General features: G+C 67.4%; 18 protein-coding genes. 4 read left to right on the top strand and 14 right to left on the bottom strand.

The features are described 5' to 3' along the window. Window positions 1–3: 3 nt before the first annotated feature. The 14 genes from ACG00Y_RS05235 to ACG00Y_RS05170 form a co-directional block, all read right to left on the bottom strand. On the bottom strand, window positions 4–1,350 hold the full coding sequence (locus tag ACG00Y_RS05235; protein ID WP_394476635.1) for a methyl-accepting chemotaxis protein: 1,347 nt from the start codon (window positions 1,348–1,350) through the stop codon (window positions 4–6). Between the two features lie 50 nt (window positions 1,351–1,400). Next, window positions 1,401–2,114 (bottom strand): RNA polymerase sigma factor FliA, encoded by a 714-nt coding sequence (locus ACG00Y_RS05230; protein WP_394476633.1) that lies wholly within the window; start codon window positions 2,112–2,114, stop codon window positions 1,401–1,403. Window positions 2,115–2,131: 17 nt separating this feature from the next. Then, window positions 2,132–2,911, bottom strand: coding sequence for a flagellar biosynthesis protein (locus tag ACG00Y_RS05225; RefSeq protein ID WP_394476631.1), 780 nt, complete (start codon window positions 2,909–2,911; stop codon window positions 2,132–2,134). Next, the gene (flhF, locus tag ACG00Y_RS05220; RefSeq protein WP_394476630.1) at window positions 2,911–4,566 is read right to left on the bottom strand and encodes a flagellar biosynthesis GTPase FlhF; all 1,656 of its coding nucleotides are present in this window, start codon (window positions 4,564–4,566) and stop codon (window positions 2,911–2,913) included. The genes ACG00Y_RS05225 and flhF overlap by 1 nt, the downstream gene beginning before the upstream one ends. Then, complete coding sequence (gene flhA, locus ACG00Y_RS05215; RefSeq protein WP_394476628.1) at window positions 4,563–6,653, bottom strand: flagellar biosynthesis protein FlhA; 2,091 nt, start codon at window positions 6,651–6,653, stop codon at window positions 4,563–4,565. The genes flhF and flhA overlap by 4 nt, the downstream gene beginning before the upstream one ends. Further along, window positions 6,650–7,825 carry a flagellar biosynthesis protein FlhB gene (gene flhB, locus ACG00Y_RS05210; RefSeq protein WP_394476626.1) on the bottom strand — a complete coding sequence of 392 codons (1,176 nt, stop codon included), beginning with the start codon at window positions 7,823–7,825 and terminating at the stop codon, window positions 6,650–6,652. The genes flhA and flhB overlap by 4 nt, the downstream gene beginning before the upstream one ends. A gap of 167 nt (window positions 7,826–7,992) precedes the next feature. Continuing rightward, window positions 7,993–8,622 carry a protein phosphatase CheZ gene (locus tag ACG00Y_RS05205; protein WP_394477491.1) on the bottom strand — a complete coding sequence of 210 codons (630 nt, stop codon included), beginning with the start codon at window positions 8,620–8,622 and terminating at the stop codon, window positions 7,993–7,995. Between the two features lie 32 nt (window positions 8,623–8,654). Further along, window positions 8,655–9,047: a chemotaxis response regulator CheY gene (gene cheY, locus ACG00Y_RS05200; RefSeq protein WP_233371843.1), complete on the bottom strand. Its 393-nt coding sequence runs from the start codon at window positions 9,045–9,047 to the stop codon at window positions 8,655–8,657. Window positions 9,048–9,101: 54 nt separating this feature from the next. Continuing rightward, entirely contained in the window at window positions 9,102–10,076 is a 975-nt protein-coding gene (motB, locus tag ACG00Y_RS05195; protein ID WP_394476625.1) for a flagellar motor protein MotB, read from the bottom strand. 42 nt (window positions 10,077–10,118) lie between these two features. Further along, a complete protein-coding gene (gene motA, locus ACG00Y_RS05190; RefSeq protein WP_394476623.1) occupies window positions 10,119–10,976 on the bottom strand; it encodes a flagellar motor stator protein MotA in 858 nt (285 codons plus the stop codon). 90 nt (window positions 10,977–11,066) lie between these two features. After that, window positions 11,067–11,819 (bottom strand): class I SAM-dependent methyltransferase, encoded by a 753-nt coding sequence (locus ACG00Y_RS05185; protein WP_394476621.1) that lies wholly within the window; start codon window positions 11,817–11,819, stop codon window positions 11,067–11,069. A 23-nt stretch (window positions 11,820–11,842) separates the two neighbouring features. Beyond that, the gene (flhC, locus tag ACG00Y_RS05180; RefSeq protein ID WP_394476619.1) at window positions 11,843–12,379 is read right to left on the bottom strand and encodes a flagellar transcriptional regulator FlhC; all 537 of its coding nucleotides are present in this window, start codon (window positions 12,377–12,379) and stop codon (window positions 11,843–11,845) included. Window positions 12,380–12,413: 34 nt separating this feature from the next. Beyond that, window positions 12,414–12,734, bottom strand: a complete 321-nt coding sequence (gene flhD / locus ACG00Y_RS05175; protein ID WP_394476617.1) for a flagellar transcriptional regulator FlhD — start codon at window positions 12,732–12,734, stop codon at window positions 12,414–12,416. Window positions 12,735–12,960: 226 nt separating this feature from the next. Continuing rightward, window positions 12,961–13,419 carry a tetratricopeptide repeat protein gene (locus tag ACG00Y_RS05170; protein ID WP_394476615.1) on the bottom strand — a complete coding sequence of 153 codons (459 nt, stop codon included), beginning with the start codon at window positions 13,417–13,419 and terminating at the stop codon, window positions 12,961–12,963. Between the two features lie 436 nt (window positions 13,420–13,855). On the opposite strand from ACG00Y_RS05170, the gene ACG00Y_RS05165 reads away from it, so the two are divergent. From ACG00Y_RS05165 to fliD, 4 genes are all read left to right on the top strand, one after another. Next, on the top strand, window positions 13,856–14,767 hold the full coding sequence (locus ACG00Y_RS05165; RefSeq protein WP_394476613.1) for a flagellin N-terminal helical domain-containing protein: 912 nt from the start codon (window positions 13,856–13,858) through the stop codon (window positions 14,765–14,767). A 294-nt stretch (window positions 14,768–15,061) separates the two neighbouring features. Then, entirely contained in the window at window positions 15,062–15,973 is a 912-nt protein-coding gene (locus tag ACG00Y_RS05160; protein WP_394476611.1) for a flagellin N-terminal helical domain-containing protein, read from the top strand. A 174-nt stretch (window positions 15,974–16,147) separates the two neighbouring features. After that, window positions 16,148–17,131: a flagellin N-terminal helical domain-containing protein gene (locus ACG00Y_RS05155; RefSeq protein WP_394476609.1), complete on the top strand. Its 984-nt coding sequence runs from the start codon at window positions 16,148–16,150 to the stop codon at window positions 17,129–17,131. 153 nt (window positions 17,132–17,284) lie between these two features. Further along, entirely contained in the window at window positions 17,285–18,688 is a 1,404-nt protein-coding gene (gene fliD, locus ACG00Y_RS05150) for a flagellar filament capping protein FliD (RefSeq protein ID WP_394476607.1), read from the top strand. The last annotated feature ends 29 nt before the right edge of the window (window positions 18,689–18,717 follow it).

The raw sequence follows: 18,717 nt of genomic DNA, 5'->3' as shown, positions 1-18,717 counted from the left end.
CGCCTAAAAGCTAAATGCGAGGCGCAGGCCGCCCCAATGGCGGCCGTTGACGATGATCGGCGCCGCCGCCTCCTTCAGCAGCACGAAGCGGCCGCCACCCATGTCGCGCCGGTAGGTCTGCAGCAGGAAGGACTTGGTATTGCGCGCCGACGCCAGGCCGGTGCGGTCATTGAAGATGCGGCGGTAGCGGCTGTTGGCCGTGTTCCAGACCGTATCGCCCGGGCGCTGCGGCTGGCAGTATTTGCGGTTGTGCGTCGCGATGTAGCCGTTGCGGTCGGCCGAGATGCAGAAGACGATCTTGTCGCTGAAGCCCAGCGCCTTCTCCTGCACGGCCGGGAAGAGCCGGTCGGTCAGCTGGCAGAAGCGCGTGGTGTGCTGCTGCGGGTTGGTGCCGTCGACGGCGCGGTAGCCCTCGTCGAAGAGGTCGGCCTCGCTGATCTGGCCGTCGCGCAGCGCGCCTTCCAGCAGTTCGGCAATCTCGGCGGCTGCCTGCTGCGCCGTGCGGATGAAGGGCATGTCGTCGACCTCGACGCCGCTGGACGCGATCTGCTCGACCAGGTCCTCCGACATGCGCAGGAAGCGGTCGCTGCCGTCGAAGGCGACCTTCAGGCCGTGCGTGGCCTCCAGCACCTCGCGCTCCAGTTCGTGGGCGCGCTCATTGAGCAGGCCCATCTGGCGGCCGCTCTCTGCAGCGGATGTGGAGATGCGCTGCACGTCCTCCTCGACCTCGTGGAAGGCGGCATGGATCTGGCTGGGCTTGTTCGGGTTCTCGGTCAGCTCGTCGCTGAAGCGGTCGATGCGCTCCTGCAGGCTGGTCACCGCCTTGACGATGGCCTTGGACGAGGCCTCGACCTGGCCGGCCAGCGCCTTGACCGCCTCGGCGACGACGGCAAAGCCGCGGCCGGCGTCACCGGCATGCTTGGCCTCGACGGCCGCGTTGAAGGCGACGAGCCGGGTCTGCAGCGAGATCTTGGTGATTTCGGCGGCGGCGTCGGACACCTGGGCCAGCGTGGACGCGATGCCCGTGACTTCGCCACCGACGACACCCAAGGCGCCGCGCGCGCGCTGCACGGCGGCCGCGCTCTGGGCGGTGGCGTTCGCGATGGCCGCTTGCGCCTGGCCGATCTCGTTGAGCTGCTGGGCCAGCGCCTTCATCGCCTGACCCTGCATCTGCACGACGCGCTGCGTGTCTTCCAGTGCACCGCGAACCTCGGCGGCATCCTTGCCGACGGTTGAAATGGAACGCGCAAGGCCCTTGACGACGTTCAGCGCCGCGCTGTCGTCGCGTCGCACCGGCTCTTCATGCGGAACCACGGCGGACGTGCTACCGGCCTTGAACCATTTCAGCATTGCGCTTGTCCCTCGTTCTTGTGCGATGGGAGCGCGACCGACGGCGTTCCCTACCAATCACGCAGCTTAACGCGCAACCTTGCAATCGACTGACTGTGCAACTGGCAGACGCGGGACTCCGTGACCTTGAGCACGGCCGCGATCTCCTTGAGGTTCATGTCCTGCTCGTAGTACATGCTCATCACGAACTGCTCGCGCTCGGGCAGGTTCTTGATGGCCGCCACCAGCGCCTCGCGCATGCGGTGGTCCTGCAGCTGGGCCACGGGGTCGCTGTTCTCGTCGGCGACATGGCGGTCGAGGTAGTCGTTGTCGCCGTCATCGCCGGACATGTCTTCCAGGTAGACCAGCTGGGTGCCGCGCACCTTGGAGAGCAAGTCCTGGTACTCGGCCAGCGGCAAGCCCATCTCGGCGGCGATCTCGGCCTCGTGCGGTGCACGGCCCAGGCGCTGCTCGACCTTGTGCACGGCCACCTCGATCTCGCGCTGCTGGCGGCGCGTGCCGCGGCTCATCCAGTCGCCGCCGCGCAGCTCGTCGAGCATGGCGCCGCGGATGCGCTGGGTGGCAAAGGTCTCGAACTGCACGCCCTGCTCGGCGTCGAAGCGCGACAGCGCGTCGGTCAGCCCGATCAGGCCCACCTGGATGAGGTCGTTCACCTCCACGTTGGCCGGCAGCTTGGCGATCATCTGGTGCGCCAGGCGTCGGACCAGCGGGCTGTACTGCTTGATCAGCGTGCTGTTGTCGAGGCGGCCTTTGGGCGTGTACATGACGGACTCCGGCGAGGTCAATGCGCAGCGATGAAGGGATTGGACGCCTTGCGCGCCGGGCGCAGCGGGGTCGCGTCGGAGGAGGCGTCAAGCGCCGCGCCCGGAGGTGCAGCAAGCAGCAGCTCGCGGGCCAGATGACGCAGCTCGGGTGTCAGCGACGCCTGTTGGGAGGCACGGGGGTCGAGGCAGGCCCAGTCGCGCAGCACCGCGCCGAGGAAGCCGTCGGCGCAGGAGTGGAGCTGTTGCGCGATGCGGGTGGCCACGCGCAGCTGGGGGTGGCAGGCCATCAACAGACTGTAGACCATCAACCCGGCGCGCTGCGTGAGCCATTTCATGCCTGCGTAGGCTTCAGTCACGCTCGCCGGGTCGGTGTCGGCCAGCAGCAGCGGGCGCACCTCGCGCAGCGCGACGACGCGGGCCAGCTCGGCCGCCGGCGCGTGCAGCAGGATGACGTCGGCGTCAGGCGCGGCGGCGGCCACGGCCTCCAGGAAGGCGGCCGCCGAACCGTTGGCGTTGATGTAGCGCAGCGGCAGGCCGCGAGCAGCGAGGTAGGACACCCTGGGCGACAGCCGCTCGATGCAGTTGGACAAGTCCACCTGCGCCAGCTCGGACGGCCGCGGCGACTGCTCGCCGGCGTCGACCACCAGCGTCTGCAGGTTCAGCTCGGCAAAGGCGGCGCACAGGCCTTCGAGCAGCACGCCGGAGCCCATGACGCGCGGGTTGCTGACGACGGGCACGAAGCGCGTCTTGGACGCCGCGAACAGGCGGCGCAGACCGTGGGCTTGGTCTTGAAGCATCAGTGGATGGCCCTCGACAGGCCTTCAGCCAGCGGTGCGCCGGCGAAGATCAGGTTCACATCGGTGTTGTCCATGCGCCAGGCGCCCGAGGCGGCGCCCTTGAGCGCGCGCTGCACGAGGGCGGGGCTGGGCAGGCGGTGCCAGTCTTCCGGCACGCGCTGGCCGTTGGCGGTGCCCAGCACCTTGAGCTTGTGGCGGATCAGCGTGTCCAGCGCCGGGGCCAGCTTGACGGCTTCGTCGAGCTTGCTGAGCACGACGCCCTCGCAGGCCGCGCCCTTCCAGGCGTTGACGACGTCCTCGATGGTCTCGCCCTGCTGGGCGGCGTTGATGACGAGCAGCTTCTTGATGCTGGGGTGGGCCAGCATCTCCAGCAGCTCCTGCGTGCGGCTGTCGCGCTGGGCCATGCCGGCGGTGTCGATGAGGATGAGCTTCTTGTTGGCGAGCAGGTCCAGCAGGTCGTCCAGCGAGGCGCGGTCATGCGCGGTGTGCACGGGCACGCCGAGGATGCGGCCGTAGGCGCGCAGCTGCTCGTGGGCGCCGATGCGGTAGGCGTCCAGCGTGATCAAGCCCAGCTGGCCGGCGCCGTACTTGGTGGCGAAGTGGGCGGCCAGCTTGGCGGTGGTCGTCGTCTTGCCGACGCCGGTGGAGCCGATCAGCGCGAACACGCCACCGCGGTCCTCGATGGCCGGGGCGGCCTCGTCGGTCTGCAGGTTGCGCGACAGCACGTGGGCGGCCCAGACGGTCTCGTCGGCCACTTCCCCTGGCTTGAACTCGGACGGGCAGCTCTCGGCCAGCTTGCGCACCAGCGCCGGGCTGAAGCCGAGTTCGAGCAGGTGCTGCGTCAGGCGGGCCTGCACAGGCTGGCGCTGCAGCTTCTCCATGAAGGCCAGCGACGAGAAGCGCTCCTCGATGAGGCCACGCATCTGGCGCAGCTCGGAGGCCATGTCCATCTGGTTGCGCTGGGTGGCGGTCGGCTGGCCGGGCAGCGGCATGGGTTCGGCACTGGCGAGGTCGCTGAGCTGGGGCACGGCGCGCTGTTGCGGTACCTGGGCGGTGGGGATGCGGATCTCGTCGCGCAGCACCGGGGGCATGGGGCGGGCCGGCGGCTTGCCGTGCGGCTGGGCCGGACTCGCGCGCCGGGGCGCCAAGGCGGCCAGCGCTTCGGCGGCGCGGCGTTCGCGCTGGGCGCGGGCGGCGTCCAGCGATACGGCGGGTGGCTGCTGCGGCGCGGGCGTCGGCTGGGCGGCGGCCAGCGGGTCGGGCTGGCCGGCCATCTCGGCCTGGCGGCGGCGCAGCACGCGCTCGCGCACGTAGTCCTGGAAGCTCAGCGTGCTCATGGCCAGTTGCTCGGCGTCGTTGCCCACCTCGGGTGTGCCGAAGCTGGGCTCCTGGCGGGCGCGCTCGGCAAACGGGGGGCGCTGAGACTGCAGTTGCGGCTGCGGCTGCGCCTGCTGGACGGGCGCACGGGCCACGGTGCGCGGTGCGGTCTGGGCGATCTGCTCGATCTGGCCCATGCCTTCCGGGGCCATCGCCAGCACTTCCACGCCTTCGGGCACGTTCTTGTTGGAGAGCACGACCGCGTCGGCGCCGAAAGCCTGCTTGACGAGCGCCAGGGCCTCGCGCGATGTGCGGGCGGTGAATTTGCGAACGTTCATGCTGTACCTCCAATGATGGAGCCGATGCGGATGGTGTGGGTCTCAGGAATCTCGCTGTGGCCGAGCACCTTGAGCCGCGGAGCTGCCCGTTTCAACAGGCGGGCCATGGGCGCGCGGATCAGGTCGGGCACCAGCAGCGCGGCGGGCACGCCGCGGTCTTCCTGCTTCTGCGCGTTCTCGGCGGCGCTGCGGGCCAGCGTGTCGGCCACGCCGGGGTCCAGCGCCGCGCCGTGCGGGGAGTTCAGGGCCTGGGTGACGAGGCGCTCCAGCTCGGGCTCCAGCGCAATGACGTCCAGCTCCTTGGTGGAGCCGTAGATCTGCTGCACGATGGCCGGCGCAATGTGGGTGCGGATGCGGCGGGCCAGCTCGGCCGGGTCGGTCACGGCAGCGGCGTTCTCGGCCAGGCATTCGACGATGGAGCGCATGTCGCGCACGTGCACGCCCTCTTCCAGCAGCAGCTGGAGCACGCGTTGCAGGGAGGCGATGCTGACCATCTTGGGAATCACGTCTTCGATGAGTTGTGGCGCCTGCTTGGTGAGGTGTTCCACCAGCGACTGCGTCTCCACCCGGCCCAGCAAACGGGCCGCGTAGACTTGCATCAAGTGTGAAAGGTGGGTGGCCACGACGGTCGAGCAATCAACGACCGTAAACCCGCTCATTTGCGCCATCTCGCGCTGGCGTTCCTCGATCCACACCGCCGGCAGGCCGAAGGCGGGGTCGGTGGTCTGCGTGCCGATGAGCTTGTGCGTCGCCTGGCCGGGGTTGATGGCCAGGAACATCCCGGGGTAGGCCTCGGCCTCGCCGACGACGGCGCCACGCAGCGAGATGCGGTACTGGCTGGGGCGCAGCTCCAGGTTGTCACGGATGTGCACCGGCGGCGGCAGGAAGCCGACCTCCTGCGCAAACTTGCGGCGCACGCCCTTGATGCGGCTCAGCAGGTCGCCCTCGCGGCTCTTGTCGACCAGCGTGATCAGGCGGTAGCCGACCTCCAGGCCCAGCGTGTCCACGGGCACCAGGTCGTCCCAGCTCGCCTCGCCGGCCCCTTCGCTGGGCGGCATGATGGGCTTGACGGCCTTGGCGGCCTCCATCGCCTGCTCCTTGGTGCGCAGCCACCAGGCCAGGTAGCCCATGCCTGCGGCGATCAGCAGAAAGACGACGTGCGGCATGCCCGGGATCAGGCCCAGCGCGCCGATGACGCCGGCCGTGATGGCCAGCGACTTGGCCGAGCCGAAGACCTGCTTGCCGATCTGGCTGCCGATGTCCTTGTCGGTGCCGACACGGGACACCACCATCGCCGCCGCCACCGAGATCAGCAGCGCCGGCACCTGGGCCACCAGCGCGTCGCCAACGGCCAGCAGGATGTAGCTGTCGGCGGACTGGCTGGCCGTGAGGTTGTGCTGGACCATGCCGATGATGAAGCCGCCAACGATGTTGATGATCAGGATCAACATGCCGGCGATGGCGTCGCCGCGCACGAACTTGCTGGCACCGTCCATGGAGCCGAAGAAGTCGGCCTCGTCGCCCAGCTCGGCGCGGCGGCGCTTGGCCTCGGCCTCGTTGATGAGGCCGGCGTTCAGGTCGGCGTCCACCGCCATCTGCTTGCCGGGCATCGCATCCAGCGTGAAGCGCGCGCCGACCTCGGCGATGCGCTCCGCGCCCTTGGTGACGACGATGAAGTTGATGACCACCAGGATCGCGAACACGATCAAGCCGACCGCGAAGTTGCCGCCGATCAGGAAGTGGCCGAAGGCCTCGATGACCTTGCCGGCCGCGCCCGTGCCGGTGTGGCCTTCCAGCAGCACGACGCGTGTGGAGGCGACGTTCAGCGACAGGCGCATCAGCGTGGTCAGCAGCAGCACGGTCGGGAAGGCCGCGAAGTCCAGCGGCCGCACCATGTGGGCCGCCACCATCATCACCATCACGGCCATGGCGATGTTGAAGGTGAACAGCAGGTCCAGCACGAAGGGCGGCAGCGGCAGCACCATCATGGACAGGATCAGCAGCACCGCCACGGGTGCGCCCAGCGCCGCGATGACGCCCGCACGCGGGCCGAGCATGCCTTGCAGTTTCTGGATCAACGGGTTCATTCGGCAAAGTCCTCGTCGGGATCAGGCTGCCAGCCAGGCTTGTTGTGCGGGTCCAGCTCGGGCGGCACATGCGGATGCGGCACGTCCGGGCGGGGCGCATTGCGCGAGGCCATGGCGGCGCGCAGCTGGTAGACGTAGGCCAGCACCTGGGCCACGGCGCCGAACAGCGCGGCCGGGATCTCGTGATCGACCTTGGCGTGGGCATAGAGCGCGCGGGCCAGCACGGGCTGCTGCAGCACCGGCACCTTGTTCTCCTTGGCCAGGTCGCGGATCTTCATCGCCAGCAGGTCGGCGCCCTTGGCGATGACCTTGGGCGCGGCCATGCGGCCTTCCTCGTACTTCAGCGCGACGGCGTAGTGGGTCGGGTTCATGACCACCAGGTCGGCCTGCGGCACGGCGGCCAGCATGCGGCGCCGGGACATCTCGCGCATGCGGGCCCGTACCTTGGCCTTGACCTCGGCGTTGCCCTCGACCTCCTTCATCTCCTGCTTGGCCTCTTCGCGCGTCATGCGCATGCGGCGCAGCCAGAGCTGCCGCTGCAGCGGCACGTCGATGGCGGCGAACAGCGCCAGCGCGATGGCCAGCAGGCCCAGGGCTCCCATCAGCTGCTGGCCGGCATAGGCCAGGGCCGACGGCAGCGGCACGGACATGATGCTGACGTAGGCGGCCAGCCGGTTCTTCAGCACCAGCGCGCCGACGACGCCCAGCACCAGCGCCAGCAACACGGCCTTCAGTGCCGTGCCCAGGCCCTGACCGCTGAACAGGCGGCCGAGGCCGGCGATCGGGTTCAGGTGCGAGAACTTGGGCGCCAGCGGCTTCATCGTCCAGTTCCAGCCGCCGCTGGCGAGGTTGGCGGCGATGGCGGCGATGAGCATGACCAGGGCAATGGGGCCCATGACGACGGCGAAAGCCAGCGTCATCTCCACGAGTCGCTCGCCCATGAAGCCCGGCCTGGCCAGCAGGGCCGCGTCGAAACGCAGGCCCGAGACCAGCGTCTGGCGCAGCTTCTCGATGATCTGCGGCCCGCCCGCGGCCAGCGCGGCACCGCCCGCGACCATCATCATGAAATGCGGCAGGTCGCGCGAACGCGGCACCTGGCCCTCGGCCCGCGATCTTTCGATCTTCTTGGGCGAGGCGGGTAGGTTGCGGTCCTGTGCGTCGTTTTCGGCCATGGCGTGGTTCGCCCCATTCGAGGCGCTGGACCGAATTGTTCGAGGTGGGCCCCGAAACTTGAGCGAGAAAAGCGGGGTACTTGGCCCGCTGTTCCTGACCGCCGCACAACCGAGCGCAGAAATGCAAAAGGCCGGCAGATGCCGGCCTCTTCAGGAGCAGGAATGGATCAGAACCCGAGACTCGCCAGCAGGTCGTCGACCTCGCCCTGGTTCGTGACCACGTCGGTGCGGCCCTCGGCGTTGACGACCGGGCCTTGCAGGATGGTCGGGTCGACCTTCTCGCGCTGCTCGGGCGGCACGACCTGCACCAGCAGCTTGACAAGGCTGTCTTCAAGGTCATTGGCGAGCTTGACGACCTTGGCCACGACCTGGCCGGTCAGGTCATGGAAGTCCTGCGCCAGCATGATGTCGGTCAGGTGGTTGTCGATGCTCTGCGTGCGGCCTTCGACATCGTTGACGAAGTTCATCACCGCGCCGCTGGCCACGGCCCGCACCGGGTCGGCCACGATGAGGGCGGCCAGTTCCTTGGTGGCCTTGCTGATGCCGACGTGTTCGGCCTTGGCCTGGTCAACCGAATTCAGCACCTTCTCGGCGGCGGCGGCCGTCTTCTCGGCGATGTAGCTCAGGCGGCTGCGCGCGTCGGGCAGCCCGTCGGTGGCCACCTGCAGCTTGGGCATGACGCCCAGGCGCTGCATGGTGTCGTGCAGCGTGCGCGTGATCGTCCCGAGCTGTTGAAAGACCTCGGGCGAGACAAGCAGGGGTTCCTGCGCCTTGGCCAACTCGTCCAACTGATCCATCGACATGGCAGTCCCCTGTTTATTGGTTGTTGTCAGGCCGCAGCGGCCAGCTTCTGCATGATCTTCAGAACCTTCTCCTCCAGCGTCGCCTTGGTGAAAGGCTTGACGATGTAGCCGGCGGCGCCCGACTGGGCAGCCAGCACGATGTCTTCCTTGCGGGCTTCGGCGGTGACCATCAGCACCGGCAGGTGCTTGAGGTTGGGGTCTTCCTTGATGGCCTTCAGCAACTCGAAGCCCGTCATGTTGGGCATGTTGATGTCGCTGACGACGAAGTCGAACTTGGCGCCCTTGAGCATGCTCAGCGCTTCGACGCCGTCTTCGGCCTCTTCGCAGTTGTTGTAGCCGATTTCCTTGAGCAAACCGCGAACGATGCGGCGCATGGTGGAGAAGTCGTCGACGACCAGGAATTTCATGTCAGCGCTCATGGCGATCCTCTCTCTTGGGCAGGCGGGATTTCAGGTCAGGACGCAGTCTAGGTTCTAGCGGCTCGCGGGCGACGACTCAGTTTGCGGCATTTTTCCGGTCCCGGGCACTTGCGTGAGCCCCGGCTCGGCGGGAGCCACCTCGGCCTCGGGCTCGTCGGGGGTGTTCTTCAACACCGCATCCTCCGCATCGCGGTTCATGACGATGATGCTGATGCGCCGGTTCAGCGCGCCGTTGGGGTCCTTGGCATCGAGCAGCTTGCTCGCCGCCAGGCCTTGCACGCGCAGCATGCGGGCCTCGGACAGGCCGCCCGCCACCAGCTCGCGGCGCGACGCGTTCGCGCGGTCGGCCGACAACTCCCAGTTGCTGTAGCCCTTGTCGCCGGCCGAGAACGGCTGGGCATCGGTGTGGCCCTCCACGGTCAGGCGGTTGGGCACCTCGGTCAGCACACTGCCCAGCTCCTGCAGCAGCTCGCGCATGTAGGGCTTCACGATGGCGCTGCCGCTGTCGAACATCGGCCGGTTGCCCTCGTCGACGATCTGGATGCGCAGGCCTTCCTTGGTCATGTCCAGGCGGATCTGCCCGCCGAGCGCCGCGAGCTTGGGGTTCTCGGCCAGCACTTCTTCGACCTTGGTCTTGAGCTGCTCCAGCCGCGACTTCTCGGCCTTGCGCTGTTCCTCCTTCAAGGCGCGCAGCGTGTAGCTGGCGCGTCTGGCGGCACTTTCGCCTTCCTTGACCTGGCCGGTCTCGCGCGTGAGGTCCTTGCCGCCGCCGCGCACGACGCTGGACGAGTCCCCCGAGCCCGAGCCGCCCAGCATGGACACGCGCAGCGGCGACTGGAAGAACTCGGCGATGCCCTTCTTGTCGCCCTCGGTCGTGGAGCCGAGCAGCCACATCAACAGGAAGAAGGCCATCATGGCCGTGACGAAGTCCGCGTAGGCGATCTTCCACGCACCGCCATGCGCCGCATGGCCGCCCTTCTTCACCTTCTTGATGATGATGGGCTGGAGCTTTTTTGCGTCACCGGCCACGATGGGCTCCTGCCAAGGCTGAAGAAAGAAGGATGGCGTGCATCACTTTTTCTTCACGTGACTCTCAAGCTCGGTAAACGACGGCCGGTCACCCGAGAACAGCACCTTGCGGCCGAACTCGATGGCCACCTGGGGCGCATAGCCCTGCATGCTGGCCAACAGCGTCGTCTTGATGCACTGGAATTCCTTGCCGGCGTCCTCCACCTTCTGCTCCAGCAGGCCGGCCAGCGGCTCGGCGAAGCCGTAGGCCAGCAGGATGCCCAGGAAGGTGCCGACCAGCGCCGAGCCGATCATGCCGCCCAGCACCGCCGGCGGCTGGCCAACGGAGCCCATGGTGTTCACGACGCCCAGCACGGCGGCGACGATGCCGAAGGCCGGCAGGCCGCCCGCCAGGCGCTGCAGCGCGGCCACCGCCGCATGCTCTTCCTGGTGGTGGGTCTCGATCTCGCTGTCCATCAGCGATTCGATCTCGTGTGCGTTCAGGTTGCCCGACACCATCATGCGCAGGTAGTCGGTGATGAATTCGGTGACGTGGTGGTCGTTGCCCACCACCGGGTACTTCTGGAACAGCGGCGAGCTGTGCGGGTCCTCGACGTCCTTCTCGATGGACATCAGGCCTTCCTTGCGCGCCTTCTGCAGGATGTCGTACATCAGCGCCAGCAGCTCCATGTAGCGCGCCTTGCTGTACTTGCTGCCCTTGAAGCACAGGCCCAGGCCCTTGGCCGTCGCCTTGACGACCTTCATCTGGTTGTTGGCCAGGAAGGCGCCGATGGCCGCGCCGAAGATGGTGATCATCTCGAAGGGCAAGGCCGTCAGGATGACGCCGATGTTCCCACCGTGGGCGATGAACACGCCGAAGATGCAGACCATCGAGATGGCAAAGCCGATGATGACGAACATGCGCTTTGGGGTAGAGAGTATTCAGGCCGTCGGGGCCCGATGCCGGGGGGCTTGAGAAAGTATGCCGCGCCCGCCCCCGGCGTGAACGGGTCATTTGAGCGGCTTTGACATCGCTTTAAGCGCGGGGCGGTAAAGCCACACGAACTGGCCACTGTCCAGCTGCCAGCTGGTTGCGGGCGCTACGCCCGGGACGGCGAAGTCCAGGCTGACGAGCCAGGCATCGGGCGCCATCTCAGCACAGGCCTTGGCCCAGACGCGGGGCATGGACTCGGGTCGCTGGAAGACATAGACCAGCGCGAACGGCGCCCAGTCGTCGGCCCACAGGTCGCCCTGGCGCACGGCCGCACCGCGCGCCCGCCAGCGCGCCAGCAGCGCCAACGGACGGCTCCATTCCACACCTTCGACGCTGGCGCCCGGGTAGACATGGACCAGTTCACGAAGGCCATCACCGACGCCGCAGCCGGCGTCCAGCACGCGGGCGCCGGGCGGCAGCGGCGCCACGGCGGGGAGCCGGCCGAGGGCGCCGCGGGGCGTGGGGAACAGCGGCGCCTCGCTCCAGGCCCGGCGCGGGTAGAGCCACCACAGGATCAGCAGCGGCGCCAGCCACAGCAAGCCCGACGCCCCGCCCTGCCAGCCCAGCGCCAGCACGGAGACCGGAAAGCCCAAGGCGACGATGAGCCGCCGCCAGCGCTGGCCATGCAACCAGCCCAGCGCGGCGCCCACGGCGGCGCCGGCGGCCAGGGCCGGGCCGGGCGCCAGCCCTGCGGCCGATGCGGCTGAATAAATGAACCAGGCCGCCAACCAGCTCCACAGAGCCGGCAGCGGCCAACGGGTGATCCACATGCCCGCGAGCGTAGCGGGGTTGATCAGTGCATCTGGATGGAGCCTTGTGCACGGCCCTTGCCGGCGCGTGCCGGCGGGTTGCACAGGCCGCAGACGAAGTGGCGGGCCATCTCGTGCGGGTGGGTCACGAACTGGCCGTTGCACTTGGCGCACTTGGTCAGCGTCAGCATGCCGTTGTCGACGAACTTCACCAGGCGCCAGGCGCGGGTGACGGAGAGCATGGCCTCCAGGCCCTGGGCCGTGGTCTGCTCCTGGTAGAGCTGGTAGGCCTTGATGACGGTGTCGATCTCGTCCATTTCCGCAGCCTTGTTCAGGTACTCGTGGATGTTCAGGAACAGGCTGGCGTGGATGTTGGGCTGCCAGGTCATGAACCAGTCCGTCGAAAAAGGCAGCTGGCCCTTGGACGGCGACTTGCCGCTCACTTCTTTATAGAGACGCAGCAGGCGCTCGTAGGACAGGTCGGTTTCCGATTCCAGCACCTGCAGGCGGGCACCCAGATGGATCAGCTGAACGGCACGTTCGATCTGCCGGGCTTCGGTGAGGATGCTCTTGACGCGCATGGTGGGCTCCTGGAATCAGATGAATATTGCGAGATCAGGCGTGCTCGTGGCGGCCGGCCATGAGGATCGAAGCGTGGAGGCGGGACACGCTCTCGTTCGCACCCGGCTTGCTGTGGTTGGTCAGCAGGCCCCACACCAGGTCGTCGTTCATGCGGAAGGCGCACAGCAGCGTGTTGCCGGAAGCGATCTTCATGATCTGCGCCGGGCTCAGCGTGCCGATCAGCGTGGCCGTGTCTTCACTGATGCCCAGGCGATACAGCGCCTGGTCGCGGTCGGCGCGGATCAGGCTCTGGGCCAGCATCAGGTAGGACAGGTTGGCTTCACGGATCTCGGCGAGCATTTGGTCGGTGTTCATGGCAGCTTCCGTTCAGAGGTGAGGGGGTGTTGCGGATCAGTGAAACGGATTGTGTTGACCGCCCTTCTCCGGCGATATCAGGCTGGCTCCGTGCGCAGCGTCCCGTTTTTGGGAAGGCCGTGTCAGTGAAATTCCTACAGCTGCGTCGGGTTGGCGGCCGCCAAAAGCACCGAAGCCCCGGCAGCTTGCGCTGGCGGGGCTTCGTCGAGGGAAGTTGGCAGGCGGGTCAGGTGCGCAGCAGCCGCTCCAGCTCCTGCATGGCCACCGGCAGCAGGTCAGGCGCGCCATCCAGCAGGTTATCGCGGCCGGGGCCGGCTTTCAGCGCGGTCAGCACCTCGATGGCACGCTGGCTCCGGCCGAGGCCGGACAGCGCGAAGCCCAGCGTGTAGAGGCTGGGGCCGTGGTGGGGCTGGATCTGCAGCGCGCGCTCGGCGCACTGGGCGGCCTGGTCCAGGCGACCGGCGACGAGCAGCAGGGCCGCCATGTCGGCCTGCAGTTCATGGCTGACCGGCTCGTCTTCCATGGCGCTCTGCAGGATGCCCAGGCCTTGGCCCAGGTTGCCGCGCGCCGCCTCGGCAAACGCGGCGTTGCGGGCGCGGGCCAGCAGCATCAGGGCGCTCTCCGGCTCCGCAGCGGCGGGATGGCGGATGACGTTGTTGCGAACGGATGTGGACAGGGCGGGCATCGCTGAACTCCAGACCGGCACGCCTATCGGCCGGGATGGGTTGGACTGTAGGCAGGGGCCCTGGCCCCGATCTGCCGAAAAGCCGGCGCCTGACGGGCCATTTTCCTGGGCGCCGCCCGATCCAGCGAACAAGGCGTTGCAACTGCCTCTGTTCAAAAGATCACACCCCTTGACAAAACGACTCAAGAAACATGGGCGGCTGTCCGATAGCCATTGCAACGGCGCCGGCAACGGTTCCGTGGTCCGGCTGGAAAGCCGAGGTGGTGTCAGGCGCTGCGGCGCAGGACGAGCTTCAACGGTTGACTGGCGTCGGGCGTAGCCACAAGGGCTCGTCTACCAAGGCGTGCCTGCGTGGGCAGCACGGGTGCCTCACCCGGGCACCCGGGTCTTCGCCGGCGCCTTTGCCGGGTTCTCTCTAGCTAACAGGAAGCAAATCATGGCTGCAACCATCAATACCAACCTGCTGTCGCTCAACGCGCAGCGAAACGCCAGCACGGCGCAGAGTGCGCTGGCTGTCTCCATGCAGCGCCTCTCGTCCGGCCTGCGTGTCAACTCCGCCCGCGACGACGCGGCCGGCCTGGCGATCGCCGAACGCATGAACTCCCAGGTCAAGGGGATGAATGTGGCGATCCGCAACGCCAACGACGGCATCTCGCTGGCCCAGACGGCAGAAGGCGCCCTTGGCAAGGTCAACGACATGCTGCAGCGCATGCGCGAACTGGCCGTGCAGTCCGCCAACGGCACCAACAACAGCGACGACCGCACCGCGCTGAACAACGAGTTCACGCAGTTGCAGGAAGAAATCACCCGCCTGACGAACAACACCACGTTCAACGGCCAGTCCGTGCTGACCAACACGACGGCCTTCGCCTTCCAGGTGGGCGCCAACGCGACCAGCAACGACACCATCTCCATCAGCGGCCAAAACATGCTGGGCACGGCCACGGCGGCGGCCACGAACGACGGCGCGCTGGCAGAAGTGGCCAACACCACGAATACCGACATCCTGGCCGTCGGCGCTGCCGGCACCGGTACCGATTTCGCGACCTACACCGGTAGCGGCACGATCGGCGCGCTGGACTCCGTCGCCAAGATCGACCTGGCGATCGCCCAGGTCAACGTGGCACGCTCCACCTTCGGCGCGGCGCAGAACCGCTTCGACGCCGTCATCGGCAGCCTGGGTACTGCCGTCGAGAACCAGTCCGCCGCCCGCAGCCGCATCGTCGATGCCGACTACGCGATGGAAACCGCCAACCTCAGCCGCGCACAGATCCTGCAGCAAGCCGGTACGGCCATGATCGCCCAGGCCAACCAGCAACCGCAGCAAGTGCTGCAGTTGCTTCGATGAGGCTGGGCCAGCCTCGACGCTGGTCCTGAGCTCTCCATCATCAGCGGCAGTCGTCGTTGAGCCCAAAGGGCAAAGCCCGCCAGCTCAAGCACCCTAAAAGGCCGCCAATTGCCTCCCAATTCAGGCGATTGCGCGGCCCATTAATTGGAGACTCGCTCTCAAGCGTTCCACCGACAGCACCGATAACGGTCTCAACGGGTCCCAACTCGTCAGCGCACCGCAACAGGCCATCCCGGCCATTGCACCCGCTGCATGGGCTCGGATTCCAACCATCGGCACTGAAAGGAACGCGTCATGCCCCAAATCATCAACACCAACCTCGCCTCGCTGAACGCCCAGCGCAACATGTCGGCCTCGCAAGGCTCGCTGATGGTGAGCATGCAGCGCCTGTCTTCGGGCATGCGGGTCAACTCGGCCAAGGACGACGCCGCCGGGCTGGCGATCGCCGAACGCATGAACACCCAGGTGCGCGGCATGGCCGTGGCCATCCGCAATGCCAACGACGGCATCTCCTTCGCCCAAACGGCGGAAGGTGCGCTCGGCAAGATCGGCGACATGCTGCAGCGCATGCGTGAACTCGCCGTGCAGTCCGCCAACGGCACCAACAACACCGACGACCGCAATGCGCTGAACAACGAGTTCGCACTGCTGCAGCAGGAAATCACGCGGCTGTCCAGCAACACCAACTTCAACGGCAACCCGGTCCTGACCGGCTCCACCGCGACCACCTTCCAGGTCGGCGCGAACGCGACGGCCAACGACGTCATCACGATGACGGGTGCCGACATCCTGACCACCACCGTCGTTGCCGACACCAACCAAGGCGCGCTGGCCGACGTCGCCAACGCGCTCACGACGGACATCCTGAACGTCGGTGCGGCGGGCACCGGCGCGACCTTCGACGTCTACGCCCCCGGCACGCAGGGCGCGCTCGACTCGGTGGCCAAGATCGACCTGGCCCTGGCGCAGGTCAACACCGCCCGCTCCACCTTCGGTGCCGCGCAGAACCGCTTCGACGCCGTCATCTCCAGCCTGCAGGTGTCGGTGGAAAGCCAGGCCTCGGCGCGCAGCCGCATCATGGACGCCGACTACGCCAGCGAGACGGCCAACCTGAGCCGCGCGCAGATCCTGCAGCAGGCCGGCAACGCGATGGTCTCGCAGGCCAACCAGCTGCCGCAGCAGGTGCTGGCACTGCTGCGCAGCTGAGCGCGGCGCTGCCGACGGCCGGGAGGTCGTCGGCAGGGGGCTTTATTGACCGTGTTTATCGGCGTTGTTCGCGGTTTCGGGCCGCAAACAGCGCCAACACAATGCACTCCAACGCGTCGCTGAATCGGTGGCGCCGACACCGGAATTCACCGGGCCGTTTGCAGGAGTGCTCAGATGCCCCAGACCATCAATACGAACATCGCGTCGATGAACGCACAGCGGAACTTGAACAGTTCCCAGGGCCTGCTGTCGGTCTCGATGCAGCGCCTGTCCTCCGGCTTGCGGGTCAACTCCGCCAAGGACGACGCAGCCGGACTGGCGATTGCCGAACGCATGAACACGCAAGTGCGTGGCATGTCGGTGGCGATGCGCAATGCCAACGACGGCATCTCGCTGACGCAGACGGCGGAAGGCTCGCTCGGCAAGGTCGGCGACATGCTGCAGCGCATGCGGGAGCTGGCGGTGCAGGCGGCCAACGGCACCAACAACACGCAGGACCGGGCGGCGCTGAACAACGAGTTCACGCAGCTGCAGACCGAAGTCGGCCGGCTGGTGCGCAACACCAACTTCAACGGCTCGCCCATCCTGACGGGCTTTCCGGGCGGCGCGAACTCCTCGTTCACCTTCCAGGTGGGCGCCAACGCCACGGTGGATGACCAGATCGTCATCACGCAGAGCGACATCCTCGGCACCACCCCCGGCACCAGCGGCACGCCCAACGGCAACGACGGCGCGCTGGAAGCCGCCGTCAACAGCACCAAGATCAACATCCTGGGCGCGGCCGGCAGCGGCACGGGCGGCCCGCCGCCAACCGCCGCGGTGGACTTCGCCGCCGCCGTCGCCCCAGCGCTGACGGGTGCCAACGGCGATGAAGGTGACCCGCTGGTGGCCGTGCAGTTCCTGGACTTCGCGCTGGCCCAGGTCAACCTGGCCCGCTCAACCTTCGGCGCGACGCAGAACCGCTTCGACTCGGTGATCGCCAACCTGCAAGTCGCCGTCGAGAACCAGACCTCGGCCCGCTCGCGCATCATGGATGCCGACTACGCCCAGGAAACGTCCAACATGTCGCGGGCCCAGATCCTGCAGCAGGCCGGCAACGCGATGGTCGCCCAGGCCAACCAGTTGCCGCAACAAGTCCTGCAGCTGCTGCAGCGCTGAGGCGCCCGGCGCCAGCGCCACCCAGCAACGCCGGGGTCCGCAGGTCGGATTTCCCGGCGTTTTTCATGGCGCCGCTGAAAAAACGCAAATTTCTCTCAAGTTCTCCGCCGGGGCGCCGAAGACCCTCCGGTAACAGTCAGATTGGAAAGGGTCATGGCCACCATTTCATCGCTCGGTATCGGCAGTGGTCTCGATGTCGAAAGCCTCGTCAGCAAGCTGATCTCGATCGAGCAGAAGCCGATCAACGACATCAAGCAGGCCTCGGCGAAGCTGCAGACCAAGATCTCCGCCTACGGGCAGTTGCAGTCGGCCGTGTCCAACATGCAGACGGCGGCGCAGAAGCTTTCTGACGCCAGCCTGTGGAACGCCTCCACGGTCAGCGTTTCCGACGCCACCGTCGCCAGCGTCAGCGCCACCAGCGCCGGCAACCAGAACCACCTGCTCAAGGTCACCCAGCTGGCCTCCGCGCAGTCGGTCGCCAGCCGCATCTTCGCCGGCGGCAGCAGCACCATCGGTGACGGCACGCTGACCATCGCGCTGGGCCGCTGGAGTGGCGACCCGCCGGTCTTCACCGGCCGCGACGGCAGCACGCCGGTCAACGTCGCCATCACCGGCACCGACTCGCTGACCAGCATCCGCGACAAGATCAACGCCGCCAACGCCGGCGTCAGCGCCAGCCTCGTCAACGACGCGGCCGGCACGCGCCTGGTCATCCGCTCGCTGAGCACCGGCGAGAACCAGGCTTTCCAGATCACGGCCGACACGCCCGCCCTGGCCGATCTGGCCTACGACCCGGCCAGCGGCTCCGGCATGACCCGGGCCCAGGCCGCCAGCAATGCCCAGTTCAACTGGAACGGGCTGGACCTGACCTCCGAGAGCAACACGCTGACCGGCCTGTCCGACGGCATGAGCGTGACGCTGCTCAAGCCGTCGGCCAACGCCATCAACGTCAGCACCGTCAACGACACGGCCAGCGTGAAGAAGGCGATCACCGACTTCGTCACTGCCTACAACGGCCTGCTCAACCTGATGCGCGAGCAGACCAAGTACGACGCCGGCAGCAAGGCCGCCGGCGTGCTGCAGGGCGACACCAAGGCCGTGTCCGTGCAGCAGATGCTGCGCGGCATCACCGGCGGCGGCACGTCACTCGCCGGCGCCTTCAGCCGGCTGGCCGACATCGGCCTGGAACCCGGCCAGAACGGCACGCTGACGGTCAACGCGACCAAGCTCGACAAGGCACTCACCAACCTCACCGACCTGAAGAAGCTGTTCGCCGCGCCCGACACGGTCACGCCCAGCAACCAGGGTTTTGCGCTGCGATGGAACCGGTTCGCCACCCAGATCCTGGGCACGGACGGCGCCATCACGGCCGGCCAGAGCAGCCTGCAAAAACGCGTCAGCAGCAACGAAGACACGATCAGCCGCTTGCAGGACTCGCTGTCGCTGACCGAACAGCGCCTGCGCGCCCAGTACGGCGCACTGGACCTGAAGATGAGCCAGCTCAGCGGGCTGTCCGCCTACGTGAACCAGCAGTTCGGCAACAAATCGTCCAGCTGAGGGGGGGTCCGCAGAGAGACGACGAACAA

This window comes from Pelomonas parva, from assembly GCF_043555835.1.
Classification (GTDB): Bacteria; Pseudomonadota; Gammaproteobacteria; order Burkholderiales; family Burkholderiaceae_C; genus Pelomonas; species Pelomonas parva.
Note: the sequence above shows the minus strand (reverse complement) of the source record. Positions and strands in the feature narration are given on the sequence as shown.